This is a genomic window from Streptomyces sp. NPDC039736, from assembly GCF_055596485.1.
Genome location: NZ_JBVIUQ010000011.1, coordinates 214,892 through 237,938 on the forward strand (window position 1 = coordinate 214,892; position 23,047 = coordinate 237,938).

Consider the following 23,047-nt stretch of genomic DNA (forward strand, 5'->3'; position numbering starts at 1 on the left):
CCGAGTGTGACCGTGTGCACTGAACAGGGGCGGGATCAGCCCTGGTGCCCGATCCGGCGCAGTATGTCGGGCCGCAGGATGACGAGCGTGCGGCGGCCGGTGAGCACCACCTCGCGTTCGCGCAGCTCCTTCAGCAGGCGCTGCACCATCTCGCGGGAGGCGCCGATCGCGCCGGCCAGCTCCTGCTTGCTGAGCGGCACGCACAGCTCGATGCCGAGTTCGGTGCGGCTGCCGTGGGTGCGGGCGAGTTCGAGGAGCAGTACGGCGAAACGTTCTCGCACGGTGAGCGCCGCGTTCTCCAGACGGCGTTGATCGCCCTTGTGCATGCGGTCGGTGGTCAGGGTGAGCAGGCTCAGGGCGGCCCCGGAGGAGGCGGTGAGGAAGGCGGTGAACCGCTCCTGGTCGACGGCCACCGCCGTGACCGCCTCCAGGGAGGTCACCGTGGCGGTGCGGGGCCGCCCGCTGAGGGCAGCCGCCTCGCCGACGATGTCGCCGGGCCCGCGCAGCGCGAGCAGCGCTTCGTACCCGTTGACCGCGGCGGCCGTCACCTTGGTCCAGCCGTGCAGCAGGACCAGGACGTACGTCGACGGCTCGTCCTGGCGCAGCACCGTACTGCGCGGGGCGTACCGCAGGGGGCGGCCCAGGGCCAGCAGTGCCCGGCGGTCCTCCGGCTCCAGCCGGGCCAGGAACGGGACCCTGTCCCCGAGGCCCTCGTCCCCGCTCGTTGCTTCCGTGCTCCGGGCCATCCCCGTCGCCCCCCGTGTCCGACCGCCGACCGAACGTGTCCATGACCACGTCAAGCTACTGGAGGCCCCTCCTCGAGGGGGCGGAAACGCGGTGGTTCGCGTCACCCGCATGCCCCGCACCGGGTCCCGCCGACGGATGGACAGCATTTGTTTTGACCCAGGTCGATGAGGTAGGTACGCTCAGACCTTGTGCCTGGGGTGTGCCTGGGCTCCTGTGCGTGTCTACAGCCGCAGAGTGAGCCTGTCTGTACGGGGCCCCCGTGATTCGCGTCGTTCTCCGCTTCCGGCGGAGTGTGCCGGGTCCGACACACCCGACCGCGTGGGTCGGGGATGTTCCAGGTTAGTTTCACAGTGATCGGCACACAGAAACCGGAGAAGTAGTGCCTACGATCCAGCAGCTGGTCCGGAAGGGCCGGCAGGACAAGGTCGAGAAGAACAAGACGCCCGCGCTTGAGGGTTCGCCCCAGCGCCGTGGCGTCTGCACGCGTGTGTTCACGACCACCCCGAAGAAGCCGAACTCGGCGCTCCGTAAGGTCGCGCGTGTGCGCCTGACCTCGGGCATCGAGGTCACGGCCTACATCCCGGGTGAGGGCCACAACCTGCAGGAGCACTCGATCGTGCTCGTGCGTGGCGGTCGTGTGAAGGACCTGCCGGGTGTTCGCTACAAGATCATCCGCGGTTCCCTCGACACGCAGGGCGTCAAGAACCGTAAGCAGGCTCGCAGCCGCTACGGCGCCAAGAAGGAGAAGTAAGAATGCCTCGTAAGGGCCCCGCCCCGAAGCGCCCGGTCATCATTGACCCGGTTTACCAGTCTCCTCTTGTCACGTCGCTGATCAACAAGATCCTGCTCGACGGCAAGCGTTCCACCGCCGAGCGGATCGTGTACGGCGCCATGGAGGGCCTGCGCGAGAAGACCGGCGCTGACCCGGTCATCACGCTCAAGCGCGCGCTGGAGAACGTCAAGCCCTCGCTTGAGGTCAAGTCCCGCCGTGTCGGTGGCGCCACCTACCAGGTGCCGATCGAGGTCAAGCCCGGTCGCGCCGCCACCCTCTCGCTCCGCTGGATCGTGGGTTACTCCCGCGCCCGCCGCGAGAAGACCATGACCGAGCGCCTCATGAACGAGCTGCTCGACGCCTCGAACGGTCTTGGCGCTGCCGTCAAGAAGCGTGAGGACACCCACAAGATGGCCGAGTCCAACAAGGCCTTCGCGCACTACCGCTGGTAGTCGTTACCCACTTCGAGACCGAGAGAAGATTGAGCCTTATGGCCACCACTTCGCTTGACCTGGCCAAGGTCCGCAACATCGGGATCATGGCCCACATCGACGCGGGCAAGACGACCACCACCGAGCGCATCCTCTTCTACACCGGTGTGTCTTACAAGATCGGTGAGGTCCACGACGGCGCTGCCACGATGGACTGGATGGAGCAGGAGCAGGAGCGCGGCATCACGATCACGTCTGCCGCGACGACCTGCCACTGGCCGCTCAACGATGTCGATCACACGATCAACATCATCGACACCCCCGGTCACGTCGACTTCACCGTCGAGGTGGAGCGTTCGCTCCGCGTCCTCGACGGCGCCGTCACCGTGTTCGACGGTGTCGCCGGTGTCGAGCCCCAGTCCGAGACCGTCTGGCGTCAGGCGGACCGCTACGGCGTGCCGCGCATCTGCTTCGTCAACAAGCTCGACCGTACGGGTGCCGAGTTCCACCGCTGCGTCGACATGATCGTCGACCGCCTCGGTGCGGTCCCGCTCGTCATGCAGCTCCCGATCGGCGCCGAGGCCGACTTCAAGGGCGTCGTCGACCTCGTGTCGATGAAGGCGCTCGTGTGGTCCGCCGAGGCCGCCAAGGGCGAGATGTACGACACGGTCGACATCCCGGACACGCACACCGAGGCCGCCGACGAGTGGCGCGGGAAGCTCCTGGAGACCGTCGCCGAGCACGACGAAGAGATGATGGAGCTGTACCTCGAGGGCCAGGAGCCCACCGAGGAGCAGCTGATGGCGGCCATCCGCCGCATCACCCTCGCGTCGAAGGGCGGCGCCGGTTCGGTGACCGTCAGCCCCGTGTTCTGTGGTACGGCGTTCAAGAACAAGGGCGTCCAGCCCCTGCTCGACGCCGTGGTGCGCTACCTCCCCTCCCCCCTGGACGTCGAGGCCATCGAAGGCCACGACGTGAAGGACCCGGAGAAGGTCGTCTCGCGCAAGCCGTCGGACGACGAGCCCTTCTCGGGCCTGGCGTTCAAGATCATGAGCGACCCGCACCTCGGCAAGCTCACCTTCGTCCGGGTCTACTCGGGCCGCCTCGAGGCCGGCAGCTCCGTGCTGAACTCGGTCAAGGGCAAGAAGGAGCGCATCGGCAAGATCTACCGCATGCACGCGAACAAGCGTGAGGAGATCGCATCGGTGGGCGCCGGCGACATCATCGCCGTCATGGGTCTCAAGCAGACCACCACCGGTGAGACGCTGTGCGACGAGAAGGCCCCGGTCATCCTGGAGTCCATGGACTTCCCGGCCCCGGTCATCCAGGTCGCCATCGAGCCCAAGTCCAAGGGCGACCAGGAGAAGCTGGGTGTCGCCATCCAGCGGCTCTCGGAGGAGGACCCCTCCTTCCAGGTCCACTCGGACGAGGAGACCGGCCAGACCATCATCGGTGGTATGGGCGAGCTTCACCTCGAGGTGCTCGTCGACCGCATGAAGCGCGAGTTCCGCGTCGAGGCGAACGTCGGCAAGCCCCAGGTCGCGTACCGCGAGACGATCCGCAAGACCGTCGAGCGCATCGACTACACGCACAAGAAGCAGACTGGTGGTACCGGCCAGTTCGCGAAGGTGCAGATCGCCCTTGAGCCCATCGAGGGTGGCGACGCGTCGTACGAGTTCGTCAACAAGGTCACCGGTGGCCGCATCCCCCGGGAGTACATCCCGTCGGTGGACGCGGGCGCCCAGGAAGCCATGCAGTTCGGCATCCTGGCCGGTTACGAGATGGTCGGCGTCCGCGTCACCCTTCTCGACGGCGGTTACCACGAGGTCGACTCCTCGGAGCTCGCCTTCAAGATCGCCGGTTCGCAGGCCTTCAAGGAGGGTGCCCGCAAGGCCTCTCCCGTGCTCCTCGAGCCGATGATGGCCGTCGAGGTCACCACGCCCGAGGACTACATGGGCGATGTGATCGGCGACCTCAACTCCCGCCGTGGCCAGATCCAGGCCATGGAGGAGCGCAGCGGCGCTCGCGTCGTGAAGGGCCTCGTGCCCCTCTCGGAGATGTTCGGCTACGTCGGAGACCTCCGCAGCAAGACCTCGGGTCGCGCAAGCTACTCGATGCAGTTCGACTCCTACGCCGAGGTTCCGCGGAACGTCGCCGAGGAGATCATCGCGAAGGCCAAGGGCGAGTAACTCTTCGAGTTCACTCACCGGGCGCCCGGCCGCAGGGCCGGTCGCCTGCCGCGAGGACGGGTTCTCACCCGTACGAGCACACGCTTTAGGCTTATCACCGGAGCCACTGGGGCATTCAGCGCAATCCGCGCCGAATGCCCCGGGCGCCGGCATCCCAGCAAAGATCACCTGGCGCCGATGAAGCAAGGCGTACAGAACCACTCCGCAGGAGGACCCAGTGGCGAAGGCAAAGTTCGAGCGGACTAAGCCGCACGTCAACATCGGCACCATCGGTCACATTGACCACGGTAAGACGACCCTCACGGCCGCCATTACCAAGGTGCTGCACGACGCGTACCCGGACCTGAACGAGGCCTCGGCCTTCGACCAGATCGACAAGGCGCCGGAAGAGCGTCAGCGCGGTATCACCATCTCCATCGCGCACGTCGAGTACCAGACCGAGTCGCGTCACTACGCCCACGTCGACTGCCCCGGTCACGCGGACTACATCAAGAACATGATCACGGGTGCGGCGCAGATGGACGGCGCCATCCTCGTGGTCGCGGCCACCGACGGCCCGATGCCGCAGACGAAGGAGCACGTCCTCCTGGCCCGCCAGGTAGGCGTCCCCTACATCGTCGTCGCGCTGAACAAGGCCGACATGGTGGACGACGAGGAGATCCTGGAGCTCGTCGAGCTCGAGGTCCGTGAGCTCCTCTCCGAGTACGAGTTCCCGGGCGACGACCTGCCGGTCGTCAAGGTCTCGGCGCTCAAGGCGCTCGAGGGCGACAAGGAGTGGGGCCAGTCGGTCCTGAACCTGATGGCCGCCGTCGACGAGTCGATCCCGCAGCCCGAGCGCGACGTCGACAAGCCGTTCCTGATGCCGATCGAGGACGTCTTCACGATCACCGGTCGTGGCACCGTCGTCACCGGCCGTATCGAGCGTGGTGTCCTCAAGGTCAACGAGACCGTCGACATCGTCGGTATCAAGGAAGAGAAGACCACCACCACGGTCACCGGCATCGAGATGTTCCGCAAGCTGCTCGACGAGGGCCAGGCCGGTGAGAACGTCGGTCTGCTCCTCCGTGGCATCAAGCGCGAGGACGTCGAGCGCGGCCAGGTCATCATCAAGCCGGGCTCGGTCACCCCGCACACGGAGTTCGAGGCGCAGGCGTACATCCTGTCGAAGGACGAGGGTGGCCGTCACACCCCCTTCTTCAACAACTACCGCCCGCAGTTCTACTTCCGTACCACGGACGTCACCGGTGTCGTCACGCTGCCCGAGGGCACCGAGATGGTCATGCCGGGCGACAACACCGTCATGTCGGTCGCGCTGATCCAGCCGGTCGCCATGGAGGAGGGCCTCAAGTTCGCCATCCGTGAGGGTGGCCGGACCGTCGGCGCCGGCCAGGTCACCAAGATCACCAAGTAATTACTCGGTGTTCGACCTGGTAGCTCGCTGAACTGAGCTCCAAGGGAAGGGCCCCGGCCCCCTCGCGCAAGCGGGGGGTGCCGGGGCCCTTCTCGTCCTTCTTCCTCCCGTGCCGTCTTTCTCCTCGTACGCGTACGGGCCCTACGTCCGCCAGAGCCACGGCGCCGCGTCCGCCCCGAGCCCCGCCACCGCGCCGGCGCCCACCAGGACCGGCGTCCCCACGCACACCCCCCGGTGCCGCCGCGTCCTCCCCCCGGCGTCCCGGAGCCGGACCTCCCCCTGCTCGCCCCGCCCCAGCAGCACCGGGCCCGGGCCGCCGGCCACCGGACCGTACCCCTGGAGGGCGAGGTCGGGCAGCGGCGAGCCGTCGGGGCGCACCGCGACGAGCCCGGGGGAGTGCGGGGCACGGTAGACGACGCCGAGCGAGCCGTCCGGCCGGAGGAAGGCGTGCGGCGGCGTGCCGGGGGCGGGCATCGCGGGCGGGCGCAGCGCGAGGGGCCCGCCGGGCGAGGGCTGCGCCCAGTGCCGTACGGACTTCCGCGCGGCGGCGAGGAGATGGACCAGGCCCTGCCCGTCGACGACCGCCGACAGGCCGTCCTGGATGCCGTCGCCGTCGCCCATGACGTCCCCGCCCGGACCCGCCAGGCCGCGCCAGGGACCCCACCGGCCACGCGGGTCCCGTACCCGCGTGCTCACGCTCTTCGCCGCGTTCCGCACGAAGAGGTGGACACTGCCGTCGCCCGCCGTGACCGCGACCGGGACGCCGATCCGCCGCCCCCGGTCCGGCAGGCGCTCGGGGTTGCCGAGCGAGGTCCAGGCGCGGCCGTCGTACTGGACGACCTCGCGCAGGTTCGCGCCGCCGTGCCCGACGAGGGAGGCGATGCGCACGGCGAACAGCAGCTGCCCGCCGTCCTCCGTCGCGGCGTGCCCGAGCCCGGGGGCCAGCGGACCGCCGCCCAGGTCCTCGGGCGCGCCCCAGCCGGTCCCGTCCGCCCGCCAGCGCACCAGCCGCAGCCCCGCCACCGCGTACGCGGCGCGGGTGCCGTCGACCACCAACTCGCCTCCCGGATAACGGTAGTTGGTGGAGCGCGCCCACCCCTTGTAGTTCGTCAGCGGACGCCCCTGGCCGACGCTGTAGTCCCCGCAGCCCGCCGGGTTCCCGCACTCCCAGTCCGGGTCGCCGCCGTACGCGAAAAGCGTCTCGGCCTTCTCCTGGAGCACGCTCTCGGGGAGGTTCTTGGGCCAGTGCCGGTTGTAGTACCCGCGGAAGGCGGTGGCGGTGAAGCGGGGGAGCGGTTGGCGGGCCGCGGACTTCTCGGCGACCCAGCGGATCAGCGCCGCCCAGCTGAAGCAGGCGACGGCGGTGTGGTCGCGGTGGTCGGAGTAGCCGGGCTGTTCGCTGTCCTTGCTGCGTACGCGCACGGTGCTGCGCTGGATGTCGGGGTCGGGGTCGAGGGTCTGCACGACGGTCGGCCGGTAGTGGTCCAGCAGCCCGACGAGCGCGTCGACGAGTTCGTCGTAGTCGTACGAACTCGGCCTGTCCAGCGGCGAGTTGTCGGCCACCAGGGTCCGCTGGCGCATGCCGCGGTCGGTCCACAGCGCGGGCAGGGACGGCCGGTTGCGGGGCGAGATCACGGAGAGGTTGAGGAAGACCAGCTCGGCGCGGAGGCCGCCGTGCGCGAGGGTGTTCAGCTCGGCGCGCTTGCCGCCGCGCAGCTCCATCACGGTCCGCCGCCACGGCGTGAACTTCGGCAGCCCGAGCAGGGTCGCGTACGCCTGCCGGAGCCCCTGCTGACGGGCGGAGGCGTACGCGTTCTTGTCGGGCTCGGGCCGGGGGCGGCCCGGCGCGTGGTTGATCCCGTTCGCCTCGCCCGCGGTGACGTACACGGAGACGACGGGGGCCCCGGCCTCCAGCAGCCTGCGGGTGTCCGGGTTCATGAAGTACAGGTCGTCGTCCGGGTGGGCGAGGAACTGCATCAGCAGCGACCGCCCGGTGAGCGAGATGGGCCGTCCGGGCGCGGGGTCGGGCCCCGGGTCCCGGCGGCGCGGGGCCGCGGGCACCGTGCAGGCCGCCAGGGGCAGGCCCGCGGCGGCGGCCGTGGCGGCCGTCAGCAGGGTCCGTCTGGGCAGTCGTCCGGGCAGGCCGGGCCCCGTACCGCTGTGCATGTGTCCTCGTACTCCGTCCGCTTCCCCCGCAGCGGATGGTCGTGCGCTGCGTGCCGTCGTGACCGGCGGGACGGTACGGGCAGGCGTCGCCGCCCCGCTGCGGTCAGCTAGACGGCGGGGGAGGGGCGGGGGTTGCCTGCGCAGGGCGGCTCCGGGGCGGGGACTGCGGGGGCGTGGGCGCCCCGGAGGGGGGGGCGGCGTACGCCTGGAGTCCGTCGCGGCGGGGACGTGCCGCACCGCGGGATCCGCTGAGCACCCGTTCGGGTGCAGGACCCGGGTTTGACCTCCGTCACGCTCCGGGTAATGTCTTCGCCCCGATTGGCGCTGCCCGTGCCCCGTATGGCAGACTGTCTGAGTTGCTCGGTTGAGTATCGATGCTGCACGCCTCCCGCCGGGAGGACCGGAAGCGAGTCCCACAGTACTCGTCGCCTTCACCTGCCTCCGGGCAGCAATGGGGCGGACGTACGGGAATCTTTCGGGAAGTGCCAGCGCGGTGCCGGCCAGGCACCCGGTGGGTGTTCTCCCCCGGCTTGCGGTCGCGGACCGTATCCCCTACAGCAGGGAATTCCTTCGGGATTTCGTACTGGCGAGGATGCGACACGCCCGACCGCGTGGGTCGGAGGGGGACGGTGCTGAGCGTTCAGAGCGCAGCCGCCCGGGTTCCAGAGCGTTAAGAGACAAAGGACTACTAGTAGCCATGGCGGGACAGAAGATCCGCATCCGGCTCAAGGCCTACGACCACGAGGTCATCGACTCCTCGGCGAAGAAGATCGTCGAGACGGTGACCCGCACTGGTGCGTCGGTCGCAGGCCCGGTGCCGCTGCCCACTGAGAAGAACGTGTACTGCGTCATCAAGTCGCCGCACAAGTACAAGGACTCTCGCGAGCACTTCGAGATGCGCACGCACAAGCGCCTCATCGACATCCTCGACCCCACGCCGAAGACGGTTGACTCGCTGATGCGTCTCGACCTGCCGGCCGGCGTCGACATCGAGATCAAGCTCTGAAGGGACGGGCCGAGATGAGCAAGAACATCAAGGGCGTCCTGGGCGAGAAGCTCGGCATGACCCAGGTCTGGGACGAGAACAACCGGGTCGTCCCGGTGACCGTCGTCAAGGCCGGTCCGTGCGTCGTGACGCAGGTACGTACGAACGACAACGACGGCTACGAGTCGGTCCAGATCGCCTTCGGCGAGATCGACCCGCGCAAGGTGAACAAGCCCCTCAAGGGTCACTTCGCCAAGGCCGACGTGACCCCGCGCCGCCACCTCGTGGAGCTGCGCACCCCGGACGCCAGCGAGTACACGCTGGGCCAGGAGATCACTGCCGAGGTGTTCGAGTCCGGCGTCAAGGTCGACGTCACGGGCAAGAGCAAGGGCAAGGGCTTCGCCGGTGTGATGAAGCGTCACAACTTCCACGGCGGCAAGGCCTCGCACGGTGCCCACCGCGTGCACCGCAAGCCTGGTTCCATCGGTGGCTGTGCCACCCCCGGCCGTGTCTTCAAGGGCATGCGCATGGCGGGTCGCATGGGTAACGAGCGGGTCACCACCCAGAACCTGACCGTCCACGCCGTTGACGCCGAGAAGGGTCTGCTGCTCATCAAGGGCGCCGTCCCCGGCCCCAACGGTGGCCTCGTCCTGGTCCGCACCGCGGCCAAGGGGGTTTGAGGAACCGATGAGCACCATTGACATCCTTTCGCCGGCAGGCGACAAGACCGGGACCGTCGAACTCCCCGCGGAGATCTTCGACGCCAAGGTCAGCATCCCGCTGATCCACCAGGTCGTCGTCGCTCAGCTGGCCGCTGCCCGCCAGGGCACGCACAAGACCAAGCGTCGCGGCGAGGTCCGCGGTGGCGGCAAGAAGCCGTACCGCCAGAAGGGCACCGGCCGCGCCCGCCAGGGTTCGACCCGTGCCCCGCAGTTCGCCGGCGGTGGCGTCGTCCACGGCCCGCAGCCGCGTGACTACTCGCAGCGCACCCCGAAGAAGATGAAGGCCGCCGCCCTGCGCGGTGCCCTCACGGACCGGGCCCGCAACGCGCGCGTCCACGTCGTCACCGGCGTGGTCGACGGTGCGGTTTCCACGAAGGCCGCCAAGTCCCTGCTGGGCAAGATCAGCGAGCGCAAGCACGTGCTCCTGGTCGCCGAGCGCTCGGACGAGGCCGCGTGGCTCTCCGCCCGCAACCTGCCCCAGGTGCACATCCTGGAGCCGGGCCAGCTGAACACGTACGACGTGCTCGTCTCGGACGACCTGGTCTTCACCAAGGCCGCCTTCGAGTCCTTCGTGTCTGGCCCCCAGGCCGCTGAGACCGAAGGGAGCGACGCCTGATGAGCGCCGTTACCAGCAAGACCTTCACGGACCACCGCGACATTCTTGTCAAGCCGGTCGTCTCGGAGAAGAGCTACGCGCTGCTCGACGAGAACAAGTACACGTTCATCGTCGCCCCGGGCTCCAACAAGACCCAGATCAAGCAGGCCGTGGAAGCGGTCTTCTCGGTCAAGGTCACCGGAGTCAACACGATCAACCGTCAGGGCAAGCGGAAGCGCACCCGCACCGGTTTCGGCAAGCGTGCCGACACCAAGCGGGCCATCGTGACCCTCGCCGAGGGCGACCGTATCGACATCTTCGGCGGTCCGACCGCCTAACGGCGGTCTGGATCGTCCGGAATCGGACGAGGACTGAGAAATGGGAATCCGCAAGTACAAGCCGACTACGCCGGGCCGCCGTGGCTCCTCCGTAGCCGACTTTGTCGAGATCACGCGGTCCACGCCGGAGAAGTCGCTGGTCCGCCCCCTGCACAGCAAGGGCGGCCGTAACAACGCCGGTCGTGTGACCGTTCGCCACCAGGGTGGTGGCCACAAGCGCGCCTACCGCGTGATCGACTTCCGTCGTCACGACAAGGACGGCGTGCCGGCCAAGGTCGCGCACATCGAGTACGACCCCAACCGCACCGCGCGCATCGCGCTGCTGCACTACGCGGACGGCGAGAAGCGTTACATCCTCGCCCCGCGCGGCCTGTCGCAGGGTGACCGGATCGAGAACGGCCCCGGGGCCGACATCAAGCCGGGCAACAACCTCGCGCTGCGCAACATCCCGGTGGGTACCACCATCCACAACATCGAGCTGCGGCCCGGCGGCGGTGCGAAGTTCGCCCGCTCCGCCGGTACCTCCGTGCAGCTTCTTGCGAAGGAGGGCACCATGGCCCACCTTCGTATGCCTTCCGGCGAGATCCGCCTGGTCGACGCCCGCTGCCGCGCCACGATCGGCGAGGTCGGCAACGCCGAGCAGTCGAACATCAACTGGGGCAAGGCCGGCCGCATGCGGTGGAAGGGCGTTCGCCCGACCGTTCGCGGTGTGGCGATGAACCCGGTCGACCACCCGCACGGTGGTGGTGAGGGTAAGACCTCCGGTGGTCGCCACCCGGTCTCCCCGTGGGGTCAGAAGGAGGGTCGTACTCGCTCGCCGAAGAAGGCTTCGAGCAAGTACATCGTCCGCCGCCGCAAGTCGAACAAGAAGCGCTAGGAGCGGGTTTAGATGCCGCGCAGTCTCAAGAAGGGGCCCTTCGTCGACGGACACCTCGTAAAGAAGGTGGATGTCCAGAACGAAGCTGGCACCAAGAACGTCATCAAGACCTGGTCCCGGCGCTCGATGATCATCCCCAGCATGCTGGGTCACACCATCGCGGTGCACAACGGCAAGATCCACGTCCCGGTGTTCGTCACCGAGTCGATGGTCGGCCACAAGCTCGGCGAGTTTGCGCCGACCCGCACCTTCCGCGGCCACGTCAAGGACGACCGCAAGTCGAAGCGCCGCTAAGGCGGGGTGCGATGACTATGAACGACACCGAAGGGACAACCATGGAAGCCAGGGCCCAGGCGCGGTACATCCGCGTCACGCCCATGAAGGCCCGCCGAGTGGTGGACCTTATCCGTGGCATGGATGCCACGGAGGCTCAGGCGGTCCTGCGCTTCGCCCCGCAGGCCGCGAGCGTGCCGGTCGGCAAGGTGCTGGACAGCGCCATTGCCAACGCCGCGCACAACTACGACCACTCCGACGCCTCGTCGCTGTTCATCAGCGAGGCGTTCGTGGACGAGGGCCCGACCCTGAAGCGGTTCCGTCCGCGTGCTCAGGGCCGTGCCTACCGGATCCGTAAGCGGACCAGCCACATCACCGTGGTCGTCAGCAGCAAGGAAGGAACCCGGTAATGGGCCAGAAGGTAAACCCGCACGGGTTCCGGCTCGGCATTACCACGGACTTCAAGTCCCGTTGGTACGCCGACAAGCTGTACAAGGACTACGTCAAGGAAGACGTCGCCATCCGCAGGATGATGACGTCCGGCATGGAGCGCGCCGGCATCTCGAAGGTGGAGATCGAGCGCACCCGTGACCGCGTGCGTGTGGACATCCACACCGCTCGTCCGGGCATCGTCATCGGCCGCCGTGGCGCCGAGGCCGACCGCATCCGCGGCGACCTCGAGAAGCTCACGGGCAAGCAGGTCCAGCTGAACATCCTCGAGGTCAAGAACCCCGAGATGGACGCCCAGCTGGTCGCCCAGGCCGTTGCCGAGCAGCTCTCCTCCCGCGTCTCCTTCCGCCGTGCCATGCGCAAGAGCATGCAGGGCACCATGAAGGCCGGCGCCAAGGGCATCAAGATCCAGTGCGGTGGCCGTCTCGGCGGCGCCGAGATGTCCCGCTCCGAGTTCTACCGCGAGGGCCGTGTGCCGCTGCACACGCTCCGCGCGAACGTGGACTACGGCTTCTTCGAGGCCAAGACGACCTTCGGTCGCATTGGCGTCAAGGTCTGGATCTACAAGGGCGACGTCAAGAACATCGCCGAGGTTCGCGCCGAGAACGCCGCGGCCCGTGCGGGCAACCGCCCGGCCCGTGGTGGTGCGAACGAGCGCCCGGCCCGTGGTGGCCGTGGCGGCGAGCGTGGCGGCCGCGGCCGCAAGCCGCAGCAGTCCGCGCCGGCAGCCGAGGCCCCCAAGGCCGACGCTCCCGCCGCCGCTGCTCCGGCTGAGAGCACCGGAACGGAGGCCTGACCGACATGCTGATCCCTCGTAGGGTCAAGCACCGCAAGCAGCACCACCCGAAGCGCAACGGCATGGCCAAGGGTGGCACTGAGGTCGCATTCGGCGAGTACGGCATCCAGGCGCTGACCCCGGCGTACGTGACGAACCGCCAGATCGAGGCCGCGCGTATCGCGATGACCCGCCACATCAAGCGTGGCGGCAAGGTCTGGATCAACATCTACCCGGACCGTCCGCTCACGAAGAAGCCCGCCGAGACCCGCATGGGTTCCGGTAAGGGTTCCCCCGAGTGGTGGATCGCGAACGTCAAGCCCGGTCGGGTGATGTTCGAGCTGTCCTACCCGAACGAGAAGATTGCTCGTGAGGCGCTTACCCGCGCTGCTCACAAGCTTCCGATGAAGTGCCGGATTGTTCGGCGCGAGGCAGGTGAGTCGTGATGGCGGCCGGTACCAAGGCGACCGAGCTGCGCGAGCTGAACGACGAGGACCTCGTCGCCAAGCTCCGTGAGGCCAAGGAAGAACTGTTCAACCTCCGCTTCCAGGCGGCGACCGGACAGCTCGAAAATCACGGCCGGCTCAAGTCCGTCCGTAAGGACATCGCCCGGATCTACACCCTGATGCGCGAGCGCGAGCTGGGCATCGAGACGGTGGAGAGCGCCTGATGAGCGAGAAGAATGTGACTGAGACGACTGAGCAGCGCGGATTCCGCAAGACCCGTGAGGGTCTGGTCGTCAGCGACAAGATGGACAAGACCGTCGTCGTCGCTGTCGAGGACCGCGTGAAGCACGCGCTGTACGGCAAGGTCATCCGCCGTACGAACAAGCTCAAGGCTCACGACGAGTCCAACGCCGCCGGCGTCGGCGACCGCGTCCTCATCATGGAGACGCGTCCGCTGTCCGCCTCGAAGCGCTGGCGCATCGTCGAGATCCTCGAGAAGGCCAAGTAGCCCGGTAATTCCCGTCGGGGAATTCCGAAATATTTCAGTCCTGGAGGGGGTCTCCCCGCCAGGCAGTTCCGCCAGGCTCGGCGGGGGCCGTAGCGATACGGCCCCCGCCGGGAACCGGCAGACGATCAGGAGATAGACGTGATCCAGCAGGAGTCGCGACTTCGCGTCGCCGACAACACGGGTGCGAAGGAAATTCTCACCATCCGTGTTCTCGGTGGCTCGGGTCGCCGCTACGCGGGCATCGGTGACGTCATCGTCGCCACCGTCAAGGATGCGATCCCCGGTGGCAACGTGAAGAAGGGTGACGTCGTCAAGGCGGTCATCGTTCGCACCGTCAAGGAGCGTCGTCGCCAGGATGGCTCGTACATCCGCTTCGACGAGAACGCCGCTGTCATTCTCAAGAACGACGGCGACCCCCGCGGCACCCGTATCTTCGGCCCGGTGGGCCGTGAGCTGCGCGAGAAGAAGTTCATGAAGATCATCTCGCTCGCGCCGGAGGTGCTGTAAGCATGAAGATCAAGAAGGGCGACCTGGTACAGGTCATCACCGGCAAGGACAAGGGCAAGCAGGGCAAGGTCGTTCAGGCCTTCCCCCGCGAGGACCGCGTCCTGGTCGAGGGTGTCAACCGGGTCAAGAAGCACACGAAGGCCGGCCAGAACCAGGCCGGCGGCATCGTGACGACCGAGGCTCCCATCCACGTCAGCAACGTTCAGCTGGTCGTGGAGAAGGACGGCAACAAGGTCGTTACCCGCGTCGGCTACCGCTTTGACGACGAGGGCAACAAGATCCGCGTTGCCAAGCGGACTGGTGAGGACATCTGATGACTGCCACCACCGCACCGCGCCTCAAGCTGCGCTACCGCGAGGAGATCGCGGGCAAGCTGCGTGAGGAGTTCTCCTACGAGAACGTCATGCAGATCCCCGGTCTGGTCAAGATCGTGGTCAACATGGGCGTCGGCGACGCCGCCCGTGACTCGAAGCTGATCGACGGGGCCATCAAGGACCTGACGACCATCACGGGTCAGAAGCCGGCCGTCACCAAGGCCCGGAAGTCCATCGCGCAGTTCAAGCTGCGCGAGGGTCAGCCGATCGGCTGCCACGTCACCCTCCGCGGTGACCGCATGTGGGAGTTCCTGGACCGTACGCTGTCGCTCGCGCTGCCGCGTATCCGTGACTTCCGTGGTCTGTCGCCGAAGCAGTTCGACGGCCGTGGCAACTACACGTTCGGTCTCACGGAGCAGGTCATGTTCCACGAGATCGACCAGGACAAGATCGACCGAGTCCGGGGAATGGACATCACCGTGGTCACCACGGCGACGAACGACGACGAGGGCCGCGCCCTCCTCCGTCACCTCGGCTTCCCCTTCAAGGAGGCGTAACCGAGATGGCGAAGAAGGCTCTGATCGCTAAGGCCGCTCGCAAGCCGAAGTTCGGCGTGCGTGCCTACACGCGCTGCCAGCGCTGTGGCCGGCCCCACTCCGTGTACCGCAAGTTCGGCCTGTGCCGCGTGTGCCTTCGTGAGATGGCTCACCGTGGCGAGCTGCCGGGCGTGACCAAGAGCTCCTGGTAGTCCAGTACTGCCCTTTGGGCGTACGGATTTCCTTGAGCTCTCGGTAAGTATCTGGTCGGCAGGAGCCCCACCCCGAATGCCGTAGGCTAGAAGGGTTGGGCGCCTGCCGCCCATAACGACTTACTACGCCGTAGGTCCCCGCACCGCACCCGTCCCGCCTCTGAGTGGGGAGAGGGATGGCGCATACAGGAAACCCCGGCGAGAGAGGCCGAAGGCCAATTCATGACCATGACTGATCCCATCGCAGACATGCTCACGCGTCTGCGTAACGCGAACTCGGCGTACCACGACACCGTCGTGATGCCGCACAGCAAGATCAAGTCGCACATCGCGGAGATCCTCCAGCAGGAGGGCTTCATCACCGGCTGGAAGGTCGAGGACGCCGAGGTCGGCAAGAACCTCGTCCTCGAGCTGAAGTTCGGCCCGAACCGCGAGCGCTCGATCGCCGGCATCAAGCGGATCTCGAAGCCGGGTCTGCGTGTTTACGCGAAGTCCACCAACCTGCCCAAGGTCCTCGGCGGCCTCGGCGTGGCGATCATCTCCACGTCGCACGGTCTTCTGACCGGCCAGCAGGCAGGCAAGAAGGGCGTAGGTGGGGAAGTCCTCGCCTACGTCTGGTAGTCGGGAAAGGAAGGAAAGCTCATGTCGCGTATCGGCAAGCTCCCCATCCAGGTTCCCGCTGGTGTGGACGTCACCATCGACGGCCGCACGGTTGCCGTGAAGGGTCCCAAGGGCTCCCTCACGCACACTGTTGCCGCGCCGATCGAGATTGTTAAGGGCGAGGACGGCGTTCTCAACGTCACCCGTCCCAACGACGAGCGTCAGAACAAGGCCCTGCACGGCCTGTCCCGCACGCTGGTGGCGAACATGATCACCGGCGTGACCCAGGGATACAGCAAGGCGCTCGAAATCAGCGGTGTCGGTTACCGCGTCCAGGCGAAGGGCTCCAACCTGGAGTTCGCCCTGGGCTACAGCCACCCCATCGTTGTTGAGGCCCCCGAAGGCATCTCCTTCAAGGTCGAGTCGCCCACGAAGCTCAGCGTCGAGGGCATCGACAAGCAGAAGGTCGGCGAGGTCGCCGCTAACATCCGCAAGCTGCGGAAGCCCGACCCGTACAAGGCCAAGGGCGTCAAGTACGCCGGCGAGGTCATCCGCCGCAAGGTCGGAAAGGCGGGTAAGTAAGCCATGGCATACGGTGTCAAGATTGCTAAGGGTGACGCGTACAAGCGCGCTGCCATCAAGCGTCGCCACGTCCGCATCCGCAAGCACGTCTCCGGTACGCCGGAGCGTCCTCGCCTGGTCGTGACGCGGTCCAACCGCAACGTGACCGCTCAGGTCATCGACGACATCGCGGGCCACACGCTCGCGTCGGCGTCGACCCTGGACGTTTCGATCCGCGGCGGCGAGGGCGACAAGAGCGCCCAGGCCAAGCAGGTCGGCGCCCTGGTCGCTGAGCGTGCGAAGGCCGCCGGCGTCGAGACCGTCGTGTTCGACCGTGGTGGCAACAGGTACGCCGGGCGCATTGCCGCTCTGGCTGACGCCGCCCGCGAAGCCGGGCTGAAGTTCTAAGCCCCGGTTCCGGGACTAACGGACGTAACAGAGAGAGGTAAATCCAATGGCTGGACCCCAGCGCCGCGGAAGCGGTGCCGGTGGCGGCGAGCGGCGGGACCGGAAGGGTCGCGACGGTGGCGCTGCCGCCGAGAAGACCGCTTACGTTGAGCGCGTTGTCGCGATCAACCGCGTTGCCAAGGTTGTCAAGGGTGGTCGTCGCTTCAGCTTCACCGCGCTCGTCGTGGTCGGAGACGGTGACGGCACCGTAGGTGTCGGTTACGGCAAGGCCAAGGAAGTTCCCGCGGCCATCGCCAAGGGTGTCGAGGAAGCCAAGAAGAACTTCTTCAAGGTTCCGCGCATCCAGGGCACCATCCCTCACCCGATTCAGGGCGAGAAGGCCGCGGGCGTCGTCATGCTCAAGCCGGCTTCCCCGGGTACCGGTGTTATCGCCGGTGGTCCGGTGCGTGCCGTGCTGGAGTGCGCCGGCGTTCACGACATCCTGTCGAAGTCGCTCGGCTCGTCCAACGCGATCAACATCGTGCACGCGACCGTCGCGGCCCTCCAGGGCCTGCAGCGTCCCGAGGAGATCGCGGCTCGCCGTGGTCTGCCCCTCGAGGACGTCGCCCCGGCGGCTCTGCTCCGTGCGCGTGCTGGGGCGGGTGCGTAATGGCCCGTCTTGAGATCACGCAGACGAAGTCGTACATCGGCAGCAAGCAGAACCACCGCGACACCCTGCGTTCGCTCGGGCTCAAGCGCCTGAACGACGTGGTTGTCAAGGAGGACCGCCCCGAGTTCCGCGGAATGGTGCACACCGTCCGCCACCTCGTGTCGGTCAAGGAGGTCGACTGACATGGCGGAGAACAACCCGCTGAAGGTCCACAACCTCCGTCCCGCTCCGGGCGCCAAGACCGCCAAGACCCGCGTGGGTCGTGGTGAGGCGTCGAAGGGCAAGACGGCTGGTCGCGGTACCAAGGGCACCAAGGCTCGTTACCAGGTGCCGGAGCGCTTCGAGGGCGGGCAGATGCCCCTCCACATGCGTCTCCCGAAGCTCAAGGGCTTCAAGAACCCGTTCCGCACCGAGTACCAGGTCGTGAACCTGGACAAGCTCGCCGAGCTCTACCCCGAGGGTGGAGAGGTCACGGTGGCCGACCTGGTCGCCAAGGGTGCGGTGCGCAACAACCACCTCGTCAAGGTCCTGGGCCAGGGCGAGATCTCCGTGGCACTGACGGTTTCGGTTGACGCCGCTTCCGCCTCCGCCAAGGAGAAGATCGCTGCCGCTGGCGGCAGCGTCACCGAGCTCGTCTGAGACAGCTCGATGGCTTGAACATCCGACCGGGGATGCCTCTCATATGGGGCATCCCCGGTTGGTCGTTCCTAGGGGGCGGGGTCCGCCGGTATGGTGGCGTGCACTGTTAACTTTCGCGCGGTGTGCCCACAACGCTGTCCGCTCGTTGTTTGACTGATACGTATTCGTCGATCCTCAATACCGTCACCCTTCGACGCAGTAGCGCGGGGGTCGCAGGAGGCACCGTGCTCACCGCGTTCGCCCGGGCGTTCAAGACGCCCGACCTGCGCAAGAAGCTGCTCTTCACACTCGGCATCATTGTGCTGTTCCGGCTCGGCGCGCACATTCCTGTCCCGGGCGTCAACTACAAGAACGTGCAGATCTGCATCGACTCCGCCAAGGAAGGCGGAGGCGGTCTCTTCAGCCTGGTCAACATGTTCAGTGGTGGCGCGCTGTTGCAGATCACCATCTTCGCGCTCGGCATCATGCCGTACATCACGGCGAGCATCATCCTTCAGCTGCTCACCGTGGTGATCCCACGTCTGGAAGCCCTGAAGAAGGAGGGCCAGTCCGGCACGGCGAAGATCACGCAGTACACGCGTTATCTGACCGTGGCGCTCGCCATCCTCCAGGGCACCGGCCTCGTCGCCACCGCCAACTCCGGCGCGCTCTTCCAGGGTTGCGCGGAGTCGGTCCGCTCGCAGATCGTGCCGGACAAGTCGGTCTTCACCACCGCGGTCATGGTCATCACGATGACCGCCGGCACCGCGATGGTCATGTGGCTCGGTGAGCTCATCACCGACCGCGGCATCGGCAACGGCATGTCCATCCTGATGTTCATCTCGATCGCCGCGGGCTTCCCGGCGTCGCTGTGGGCCATCAAGGACGGCGGCAAGATGGCGGACGGCTGGATCGAGTTCGGGATCGTGATCCTGGTCGGATTCGCGATGGTCGCGCTCGTGGTGTTCGTGGAACAGGCCCAGCGCCGCATCCCCGTGCAGTACGCGAAGCGGATGATCGGCCGGAAGTCCTATGGCGGAACGTCCACATACATCCCGCTGAAGGTGAACCAGGCGGGTGTGATTCCCGTCATCTTCGCTTCTTCGCTGCTCTACATCCCTGCTTTGATCGTTCAGTTCTCCGGTTCCACGGCGCCCTGGGCGCAGTGGATCCAGACCAACCTGACCAAGGGCGACCACCCGTACTACATCGTCACGTACTTCCTCCTGATCGTGTTCTTCGCCTTCTTCTACGTGGCGATCTCGTTCAACCCCGAGGAAGTTGCCGACAACATGAAGAAGTATGGTGGCTTCATCCCGGGCATCCGGGCAGGTCGACCTACTGCTGAGTACCTGAGTTACGTGCTGAACCGCATCACGTGGCCGGGATCGCTGTACCTGGGTCTGATCGCTCTCGTGCCGACGATGGCGTTGGCCGGCTTCGGTGCGAGCCAGGACTTCCCGTTCGGCGGCACGAGCATCCTCATCATCGTGGGTGTGGGTCTGGAGACCGTGAAGCAGATCGAGAGCCAGCTCCAGCAGCGCAATTACGAAGGGTTCCTCCGCTGATGCGTATCGTCCTCGTCGGGCCGCCGGGCGCGGGCAAGGGAACGCAGGCCGCGTTCCTCGCCACGAACCTGTCGATCCCGCACATCTCCACGGGTGACCTCTTCCGGGCCAACATCAGCCAGGGCACCGAGCTCGGCCGCAAGGCCAAGGCGATCATGGACGCCGGAAATCTGGTCCCCGACGAGGTCACGATCGGCATGGCGCTGGACCGCATGGCCCAGCCGGACGCCGAGAGCGGTTTCCTGCTCGACGGCTTCCCGCGCAACGTCTTCCAGGCCGAGGCCCTGGACGCCGCGCTGAAGGAGCAGGGGCAGAAGCTCGACGCCGTCCTCGACCTCGAGGTCCCCGAGGAAGAGGTCGTCAAGCGGATCGCCGGCCGGCGCATCTGCCGCAACGATTCCGCGCACGTCTTCCACGCGACGTACAGCCCGCCGAAGGCCGAGGGCGTCTGCGACGTCTGCGGCGGCGAGCTCTACCAGCGTCCGGACGACACCGAGGAGACCGTGCGCAAGCGGCTCGACGTGTACCACACGCAGACCGAGCCGATCATCGACCACTACAAGGCGCAGGGCCTGGTGGTCACCCTCTCCGCGGAGGGCAAGGTCGCCGAGGTGACCAAGCGCGCGATGGACGCGCTGGACAACCTGAAGAAGGACCAGGACTAGGCCCCGGCCGGTTCCCCTGCGCACGACGGAAGGCCGCGGTGTCCCACAGACACCGCGGCCTTACTGTTGAACCGAAGACACACGAGCGTGGAAGGCACACCCATGGTGGAGATCAAGACTCCCGAGCAGATCGCGAAGATGCGTGAGGCGGGCCTGGTCGTCGCCGCCATTCACGCGGCCACCCGCGAGGCGGCCGTCCCCGGCGCCAGCACCAAGGACCTCGACGCGGTCGCCCGCGAGGTGCTCGCCGAGCACGGCGCGAAGTCGAACTTCCTCGGGTACGGCGGCTTCCCCGCCACCATCTGCACCTCGGTCAACGAGGTCGTCGTCCACGGCATCCCGGACGAGAAGACCGTCCTCAAGGACGGCGACATCATCTCCGTCGACTGCGGCGCCATCGTCGAGGGCTGGCACGGCGACGCGGCCTACACCGCCTTCGTCGGCTCGGGCCACGCGCCGGAGCTGCTGGAGCTCTCCCGGGTGACCGAGGAGTCGATGTGGGCCGGCATCGCCGCGATGAGGAACGGCAACCGGCTGGTCGACATCTCCAAGGCCATCGAGGGCTACATCCGCCGCCAGCCTCGTCCGGCCACCGGGAAATACGGGATCATCGAGGATTACGGCGGGCACGGCATCGGCTCCGAGATGCACATGGACCCGCACCTGCTCAACTACGTCACGCGCAAGCGCGGCAAGGGCATCAAGCTGGTCCCGGGCGTGTGCCTGGCGATCGAGCCCATGGTCTCGCTCGGCACCGCGCAGACCGAGGTGCTCGCCGACGACTGGACGGTCATCACGACCGACGGCACCTGGTCCTCGCACTGGGAGCACTCCATCGCCCTCACCGAGAACGGCCCGCTGGTGCTGACCGCGGTCGACGGCGGCAAGGCGAAGCTCGCGGAGTACGGCATCACGGCGGCGCCGGACCCGCTGGCGTGACGGATTACTTCCGGCGGGTTCTCCCCGCCGGGGTGAATGCCGCATAACGATCATCAGTGTTGGGCAAACTTGACGGATTCGTCTTTTCGGGTGGCCTGACGTAGACTGACTCGTCGGCTCGCGTGCATCCGTATGCCTGCATACACAGTGCAAGAGTCGATCAAGGTAGCCGATTCGAAGGGCGAAGCGTGGCCAAGAAGCAAGGTGCCATCGAAATCGAGGGCACCGTGATCGAGTCCCTCCCGAACGCAATGTTCAAGGTGGAACTGCAGAACGGTCACAAAGTCCTCGCGCACATCAGCGGCAAGATGCGTATGCACTACATCCGCATCCTCCCGGATGACCGGGTCGTCGTGGAGCTGTCTCCGTACGACCTGACGCGCGGCCGGATCGTCTACCGGTACAAGTAGATCTTGCCGCGCCCCTTCCGGGGGGCGAGTGGCACTGACCCGGAGAACCTGACATCCCATGAAGGTCAAGCCGAGCGTCAAGAAGATCTGCGACAAGTGCAAGGTGATCCGCCGTCACGGCCGGGTCATGGTCATCTGCGAAAACCTGCGCCACAAGCAGCGCCAGGGCTGACGCACGACCTTTCCTGCATCTCGCAGTTCTTCGCGCGACGCAAGCAATTCGTACATACGCAGAGCACGACCGGTCCAGCGAGGCCGGCGGCACCTCCGGCGGGGGCCGGGGACCCGGACGTACCACCTCACCACCGTGGGGTCGGCGGTCGGGAGCGGCTCTGTGGAAGACCCCCGAACTAACAACTGGAGCCATTGAATGGCACGCGTTTCAGGTGTTGACATCCCGCGCGAAAAGCGTGTGGAGATCGCCCTCACCTACGTCTTCGGCATCGGCCGCACCCTGGCGAAGGAAACCCTCGCCGCCACCGGTGTGAACCCGAACACCCGCGTTCGCGACCTGGCCGAAGAGGACCTGGTCAAGATCCGCGAGTACGTGGACGCCAACCTCAAGACCGAGGGTGACCTCCGTCGCGAGATCCAGGCCGACATCCGCCGCAAGGTCGAGATCGGCTGCTACCAGGGTCTGCGTCACCGTCGCGGCCTGCCGGTCCACGGCCAGCGCACCAGCACGAACGCTCGTACCCGCAAGGGCCCGCGTCGCGCGATCGCCGGTAAGAAGAAGCCGGGCAAGAAGTAGTCCTCAGCCGGACGCTTATCAAGCGGTCTTCGCTGTAGGACCGATCACCTCCCTCTCCATCTGGAGTAAGACATGCCCCCCAAGGGACGTCAGGGCGCTGCCAAGAAGGTGCGCCGCAAGGAAAAGAAGAACGTCGCTCACGGCCACGCGCACATCAAGAGCACGTTCAACAACACGATCGTGTCCATCACGGACCCGACCGGCAACGTGATCTCGTGGGCCTCCGCCGGCCACGTGGGCTTCAAGGGCTCGCGCAAGTCCACCCCCTTCGCCGCGCAGATGGCCGCCGAGTCGGCCGCCCGTCGCGCGCAGGAGCACGGCATGCGCAAGGTCGACGTCTTCGTCAAGGGTCCCGGCTCCGGCCGTGAGACCGCGATCCGCTCCCTCCAGGCCACGGGCCTCGAGGTCGGTTCGATCCAGGACGTCACCCCGACGCCGCACAACGGCTGCCGTCCGCCGAAGCGTCGCCGCGTCTGATCCGTCGCCCGCTCGTCGGGCGTCGTGTCTGCAATACCTCGTGTCGTGAGTGGCCGTGCGGAGACCGACCTCCGTACGGCGCTCGCCTCGCGTTTCGGGCGGTACGGCTCCTCGGGGCCGTACCGCCCGTACCCTTGTGATAGTTGG

The 23,047-nt window shown here is 66.9% G+C and carries 34 protein-coding genes; 32 read left to right on the plus strand and 2 right to left on the minus strand.

From position 1 onward, the window contains the following. Positions 1–35: 35 nt before the first annotated feature. Entirely contained in the window at positions 36–746 is a 711-nt protein-coding gene (locus ACZ56L_RS29975) for a Crp/Fnr family transcriptional regulator (RefSeq protein WP_345228953.1), read from the minus strand. A 380-nt stretch (positions 747–1,126) separates the two neighbouring features. Between ACZ56L_RS29975 and rpsL the strand changes: the two genes are divergently transcribed. The 4 genes from rpsL to tuf all read left to right on the plus strand — a co-directional run bounded on the left by rpsL (position 1,127) and on the right by tuf (position 5,550). Further along, on the plus strand, positions 1,127–1,498 hold the full coding sequence (gene rpsL, locus ACZ56L_RS29980; RefSeq protein ID WP_003948652.1) for a 30S ribosomal protein S12: 372 nt from the start codon (positions 1,127–1,129) through the stop codon (positions 1,496–1,498). A gap of 2 nt (positions 1,499–1,500) precedes the next feature. After that, positions 1,501–1,971 (plus strand): 30S ribosomal protein S7, encoded by a 471-nt coding sequence (gene rpsG, locus ACZ56L_RS29985; RefSeq protein WP_189821113.1) that lies wholly within the window; start codon positions 1,501–1,503, stop codon positions 1,969–1,971. 38 nt (positions 1,972–2,009) lie between these two features. Next, positions 2,010–4,139 carry an elongation factor G gene (gene fusA / locus ACZ56L_RS29990; RefSeq protein ID WP_345228952.1) on the plus strand — a complete coding sequence of 710 codons (2,130 nt, stop codon included), beginning with the start codon at positions 2,010–2,012 and terminating at the stop codon, positions 4,137–4,139. A gap of 217 nt (positions 4,140–4,356) precedes the next feature. Beyond that, positions 4,357–5,550 carry an elongation factor Tu gene (gene tuf / locus ACZ56L_RS29995; RefSeq protein WP_189821111.1) on the plus strand — a complete coding sequence of 398 codons (1,194 nt, stop codon included), beginning with the start codon at positions 4,357–4,359 and terminating at the stop codon, positions 5,548–5,550. 141 nt (positions 5,551–5,691) lie between these two features. Here tuf and ACZ56L_RS30000 read toward each other — a convergent pair whose 3' ends face one another. Next, a complete protein-coding gene (locus tag ACZ56L_RS30000) occupies positions 5,692–7,716 on the minus strand; it encodes a PIG-L family deacetylase (RefSeq protein WP_471067504.1) in 2,025 nt (674 codons plus the stop codon). Positions 7,717–8,413: 697 nt separating this feature from the next. Between ACZ56L_RS30000 and rpsJ the strand changes: the two genes are divergently transcribed. The 28 genes from rpsJ (at position 8,414) to rpsK (ending at position 22,900) form a co-directional block, all read left to right on the plus strand. After that, entirely contained in the window at positions 8,414–8,722 is a 309-nt protein-coding gene (gene rpsJ / locus ACZ56L_RS30005; protein ID WP_003948644.1) for a 30S ribosomal protein S10, read from the plus strand. Between the two features lie 14 nt (positions 8,723–8,736). Beyond that, complete coding sequence (gene rplC, locus ACZ56L_RS30010; RefSeq protein WP_189821109.1) at positions 8,737–9,381, plus strand: 50S ribosomal protein L3; 645 nt, start codon at positions 8,737–8,739, stop codon at positions 9,379–9,381. Positions 9,382–9,388: 7 nt separating this feature from the next. Beyond that, entirely contained in the window at positions 9,389–10,039 is a 651-nt protein-coding gene (gene rplD / locus ACZ56L_RS30015) for a 50S ribosomal protein L4 (RefSeq protein WP_345228950.1), read from the plus strand. Next, positions 10,039–10,356 carry a 50S ribosomal protein L23 gene (gene rplW / locus ACZ56L_RS30020; RefSeq protein WP_185028010.1) on the plus strand — a complete coding sequence of 106 codons (318 nt, stop codon included), beginning with the start codon at positions 10,039–10,041 and terminating at the stop codon, positions 10,354–10,356. The genes rplD and rplW overlap by 1 nt, the downstream gene beginning before the upstream one ends. A gap of 40 nt (positions 10,357–10,396) precedes the next feature. After that, positions 10,397–11,233 (plus strand): 50S ribosomal protein L2, encoded by an 837-nt coding sequence (gene rplB, locus ACZ56L_RS30025; protein WP_345228949.1) that lies wholly within the window; start codon positions 10,397–10,399, stop codon positions 11,231–11,233. 12 nt (positions 11,234–11,245) lie between these two features. Next, on the plus strand, positions 11,246–11,527 hold the full coding sequence (gene rpsS / locus ACZ56L_RS30030) for a 30S ribosomal protein S19 (RefSeq protein ID WP_138894198.1): 282 nt from the start codon (positions 11,246–11,248) through the stop codon (positions 11,525–11,527). Positions 11,528–11,568: 41 nt separating this feature from the next. Beyond that, the gene (gene rplV / locus ACZ56L_RS30035) at positions 11,569–11,916 is read left to right on the plus strand and encodes a 50S ribosomal protein L22 (RefSeq protein ID WP_135332555.1); all 348 of its coding nucleotides are present in this window, start codon (positions 11,569–11,571) and stop codon (positions 11,914–11,916) included. Beyond that, positions 11,916–12,752 carry a 30S ribosomal protein S3 gene (gene rpsC, locus ACZ56L_RS30040; protein ID WP_345228948.1) on the plus strand — a complete coding sequence of 279 codons (837 nt, stop codon included), beginning with the start codon at positions 11,916–11,918 and terminating at the stop codon, positions 12,750–12,752. Before rplV ends, rpsC begins: the two co-directional genes overlap by 1 nt. A 5-nt stretch (positions 12,753–12,757) precedes the next feature. Next, complete coding sequence (gene rplP / locus ACZ56L_RS30045; RefSeq protein ID WP_189821106.1) at positions 12,758–13,177, plus strand: 50S ribosomal protein L16; 420 nt, start codon at positions 12,758–12,760, stop codon at positions 13,175–13,177. Then, on the plus strand, positions 13,177–13,401 hold the full coding sequence (rpmC, locus tag ACZ56L_RS30050) for a 50S ribosomal protein L29 (RefSeq protein ID WP_028812369.1): 225 nt from the start codon (positions 13,177–13,179) through the stop codon (positions 13,399–13,401). The genes rplP and rpmC overlap by 1 nt, the downstream gene beginning before the upstream one ends. Continuing rightward, positions 13,401–13,685, plus strand: a complete 285-nt coding sequence (gene rpsQ, locus ACZ56L_RS30055) for a 30S ribosomal protein S17 (protein WP_028812368.1) — start codon at positions 13,401–13,403, stop codon at positions 13,683–13,685. Before rpmC ends, rpsQ begins: the two co-directional genes overlap by 1 nt. A 138-nt stretch (positions 13,686–13,823) precedes the next feature. After that, entirely contained in the window at positions 13,824–14,192 is a 369-nt protein-coding gene (rplN, locus tag ACZ56L_RS30060) for a 50S ribosomal protein L14 (protein ID WP_003966950.1), read from the plus strand. 2 nt (positions 14,193–14,194) lie between these two features. Further along, complete coding sequence (gene rplX / locus ACZ56L_RS30065; protein WP_345228947.1) at positions 14,195–14,506, plus strand: 50S ribosomal protein L24; 312 nt, start codon at positions 14,195–14,197, stop codon at positions 14,504–14,506. Further along, on the plus strand, positions 14,506–15,063 hold the full coding sequence (gene rplE / locus ACZ56L_RS30070; RefSeq protein WP_345228946.1) for a 50S ribosomal protein L5: 558 nt from the start codon (positions 14,506–14,508) through the stop codon (positions 15,061–15,063). Before rplX ends, rplE begins: the two co-directional genes overlap by 1 nt. A 5-nt stretch (positions 15,064–15,068) precedes the next feature. Beyond that, a complete protein-coding gene (locus ACZ56L_RS30075) occupies positions 15,069–15,254 on the plus strand; it encodes a type Z 30S ribosomal protein S14 (RefSeq protein ID WP_003956452.1) in 186 nt (61 codons plus the stop codon). Positions 15,255–15,476: 222 nt separating this feature from the next. Next, positions 15,477–15,875: a 30S ribosomal protein S8 gene (gene rpsH / locus ACZ56L_RS30080; protein WP_067163170.1), complete on the plus strand. Its 399-nt coding sequence runs from the start codon at positions 15,477–15,479 to the stop codon at positions 15,873–15,875. Positions 15,876–15,896: 21 nt separating this feature from the next. Next, complete coding sequence (gene rplF / locus ACZ56L_RS30085; RefSeq protein WP_345228945.1) at positions 15,897–16,436, plus strand: 50S ribosomal protein L6; 540 nt, start codon at positions 15,897–15,899, stop codon at positions 16,434–16,436. Positions 16,437–16,439: 3 nt separating this feature from the next. After that, the gene (gene rplR, locus ACZ56L_RS30090; protein ID WP_345228944.1) at positions 16,440–16,823 is read left to right on the plus strand and encodes a 50S ribosomal protein L18; all 384 of its coding nucleotides are present in this window, start codon (positions 16,440–16,442) and stop codon (positions 16,821–16,823) included. 46 nt (positions 16,824–16,869) lie between these two features. Beyond that, positions 16,870–17,472, plus strand: a complete 603-nt coding sequence (rpsE, locus tag ACZ56L_RS30095; RefSeq protein WP_345228943.1) for a 30S ribosomal protein S5 — start codon at positions 16,870–16,872, stop codon at positions 17,470–17,472. Beyond that, entirely contained in the window at positions 17,472–17,654 is a 183-nt protein-coding gene (gene rpmD / locus ACZ56L_RS30100; protein ID WP_345228942.1) for a 50S ribosomal protein L30, read from the plus strand. Before rpsE ends, rpmD begins: the two co-directional genes overlap by 1 nt. A gap of 1 nt (position 17,655) precedes the next feature. Then, positions 17,656–18,111 carry a 50S ribosomal protein L15 gene (gene rplO, locus ACZ56L_RS30105; RefSeq protein WP_345228941.1) on the plus strand — a complete coding sequence of 152 codons (456 nt, stop codon included), beginning with the start codon at positions 17,656–17,658 and terminating at the stop codon, positions 18,109–18,111. A 224-nt stretch (positions 18,112–18,335) separates the two neighbouring features. Beyond that, entirely contained in the window at positions 18,336–19,658 is a 1,323-nt protein-coding gene (gene secY, locus ACZ56L_RS30110; RefSeq protein ID WP_345228940.1) for a preprotein translocase subunit SecY, read from the plus strand. Continuing rightward, complete coding sequence (locus tag ACZ56L_RS30115; RefSeq protein WP_345228939.1) at positions 19,658–20,323, plus strand: adenylate kinase; 666 nt, start codon at positions 19,658–19,660, stop codon at positions 20,321–20,323. Before secY ends, ACZ56L_RS30115 begins: the two co-directional genes overlap by 1 nt. Positions 20,324–20,425: 102 nt before the next feature. Then, the gene (gene map, locus ACZ56L_RS30120; protein WP_345229178.1) at positions 20,426–21,262 is read left to right on the plus strand and encodes a type I methionyl aminopeptidase; all 837 of its coding nucleotides are present in this window, start codon (positions 20,426–20,428) and stop codon (positions 21,260–21,262) included. A gap of 188 nt (positions 21,263–21,450) precedes the next feature. Continuing rightward, a complete protein-coding gene (infA, locus tag ACZ56L_RS30125) occupies positions 21,451–21,672 on the plus strand; it encodes a translation initiation factor IF-1 (protein ID WP_003956442.1) in 222 nt (73 codons plus the stop codon). Between the two features lie 58 nt (positions 21,673–21,730). Continuing rightward, complete coding sequence (rpmJ, locus tag ACZ56L_RS30130) at positions 21,731–21,844, plus strand: 50S ribosomal protein L36 (protein WP_009740505.1); 114 nt, start codon at positions 21,731–21,733, stop codon at positions 21,842–21,844. 198 nt (positions 21,845–22,042) lie between these two features. Next, a complete protein-coding gene (gene rpsM, locus ACZ56L_RS30135) occupies positions 22,043–22,423 on the plus strand; it encodes a 30S ribosomal protein S13 (RefSeq protein WP_345228938.1) in 381 nt (126 codons plus the stop codon). A 72-nt stretch (positions 22,424–22,495) separates the two neighbouring features. Then, complete coding sequence (gene rpsK, locus ACZ56L_RS30140) at positions 22,496–22,900, plus strand: 30S ribosomal protein S11 (RefSeq protein WP_003948617.1); 405 nt, start codon at positions 22,496–22,498, stop codon at positions 22,898–22,900. Positions 22,901–23,047 lie beyond the last annotated feature (147 nt).

Excerpts from the sequence above, each read along its gene's own strand:
- ACZ56L_RS29975 (WP_345228953.1), bottom strand. The coding sequence starts at position 746 with ATGGCCCGGAGCACGGAAGCAACGAGCGGGGACGAGGGCCTCGGGGAC.
- rpsG (WP_189821113.1), top strand. The coding sequence starts at position 1,501 with ATGCCTCGTAAGGGCCCCGCCCCGAAGCGCCCGGTCATCATTGACCCG.
- fusA (WP_345228952.1), top strand. The coding sequence starts at position 2,010 with ATGGCCACCACTTCGCTTGACCTGGCCAAGGTCCGCAACATCGGGATC.
- ACZ56L_RS30000 (WP_471067504.1), bottom strand. The coding sequence starts at position 7,716 with ATGCACAGCGGTACGGGGCCCGGCCTGCCCGGACGACTGCCCAGACGG.
- rpsJ (WP_003948644.1), top strand. The coding sequence starts at position 8,414 with ATGGCGGGACAGAAGATCCGCATCCGGCTCAAGGCCTACGACCACGAG.
- rplC (WP_189821109.1), top strand. The coding sequence starts at position 8,737 with ATGAGCAAGAACATCAAGGGCGTCCTGGGCGAGAAGCTCGGCATGACC.
- rplD (WP_345228950.1), top strand. The coding sequence starts at position 9,389 with ATGAGCACCATTGACATCCTTTCGCCGGCAGGCGACAAGACCGGGACC.
- rplW (WP_185028010.1), top strand. The coding sequence starts at position 10,039 with ATGAGCGCCGTTACCAGCAAGACCTTCACGGACCACCGCGACATTCTT.
- rplB (WP_345228949.1), top strand. The coding sequence starts at position 10,397 with ATGGGAATCCGCAAGTACAAGCCGACTACGCCGGGCCGCCGTGGCTCC.
- rpsS (WP_138894198.1), top strand. The coding sequence starts at position 11,246 with ATGCCGCGCAGTCTCAAGAAGGGGCCCTTCGTCGACGGACACCTCGTA.
- rplV (WP_135332555.1), top strand. The coding sequence starts at position 11,569 with ATGGAAGCCAGGGCCCAGGCGCGGTACATCCGCGTCACGCCCATGAAG.
- rpsC (WP_345228948.1), top strand. The coding sequence starts at position 11,916 with ATGGGCCAGAAGGTAAACCCGCACGGGTTCCGGCTCGGCATTACCACG.
- rplP (WP_189821106.1), top strand. The coding sequence starts at position 12,758 with ATGCTGATCCCTCGTAGGGTCAAGCACCGCAAGCAGCACCACCCGAAG.
- rpmC (WP_028812369.1), top strand. The coding sequence starts at position 13,177 with ATGGCGGCCGGTACCAAGGCGACCGAGCTGCGCGAGCTGAACGACGAG.
- rpsQ (WP_028812368.1), top strand. The coding sequence starts at position 13,401 with ATGAGCGAGAAGAATGTGACTGAGACGACTGAGCAGCGCGGATTCCGC.
- rplX (WP_345228947.1), top strand. The coding sequence starts at position 14,195 with ATGAAGATCAAGAAGGGCGACCTGGTACAGGTCATCACCGGCAAGGAC.
- rplE (WP_345228946.1), top strand. The coding sequence starts at position 14,506 with ATGACTGCCACCACCGCACCGCGCCTCAAGCTGCGCTACCGCGAGGAG.
- ACZ56L_RS30075 (WP_003956452.1), top strand. The coding sequence starts at position 15,069 with ATGGCGAAGAAGGCTCTGATCGCTAAGGCCGCTCGCAAGCCGAAGTTC.
- rpsH (WP_067163170.1), top strand. The coding sequence starts at position 15,477 with ATGACCATGACTGATCCCATCGCAGACATGCTCACGCGTCTGCGTAAC.
- rplF (WP_345228945.1), top strand. The coding sequence starts at position 15,897 with ATGTCGCGTATCGGCAAGCTCCCCATCCAGGTTCCCGCTGGTGTGGAC.
- rplR (WP_345228944.1), top strand. The coding sequence starts at position 16,440 with ATGGCATACGGTGTCAAGATTGCTAAGGGTGACGCGTACAAGCGCGCT.
- rpsE (WP_345228943.1), top strand. The coding sequence starts at position 16,870 with ATGGCTGGACCCCAGCGCCGCGGAAGCGGTGCCGGTGGCGGCGAGCGG.
- rpmD (WP_345228942.1), top strand. The coding sequence starts at position 17,472 with ATGGCCCGTCTTGAGATCACGCAGACGAAGTCGTACATCGGCAGCAAG.
- rplO (WP_345228941.1), top strand. The coding sequence starts at position 17,656 with ATGGCGGAGAACAACCCGCTGAAGGTCCACAACCTCCGTCCCGCTCCG.
- ACZ56L_RS30115 (WP_345228939.1), top strand. The coding sequence starts at position 19,658 with ATGCGTATCGTCCTCGTCGGGCCGCCGGGCGCGGGCAAGGGAACGCAG.
- map (WP_345229178.1), top strand. The coding sequence starts at position 20,426 with ATGGTGGAGATCAAGACTCCCGAGCAGATCGCGAAGATGCGTGAGGCG.
- rpmJ (WP_009740505.1), top strand. The coding sequence starts at position 21,731 with ATGAAGGTCAAGCCGAGCGTCAAGAAGATCTGCGACAAGTGCAAGGTG.
- rpsM (WP_345228938.1), top strand. The coding sequence starts at position 22,043 with ATGGCACGCGTTTCAGGTGTTGACATCCCGCGCGAAAAGCGTGTGGAG.
- rpsK (WP_003948617.1), top strand. The coding sequence starts at position 22,496 with ATGCCCCCCAAGGGACGTCAGGGCGCTGCCAAGAAGGTGCGCCGCAAG.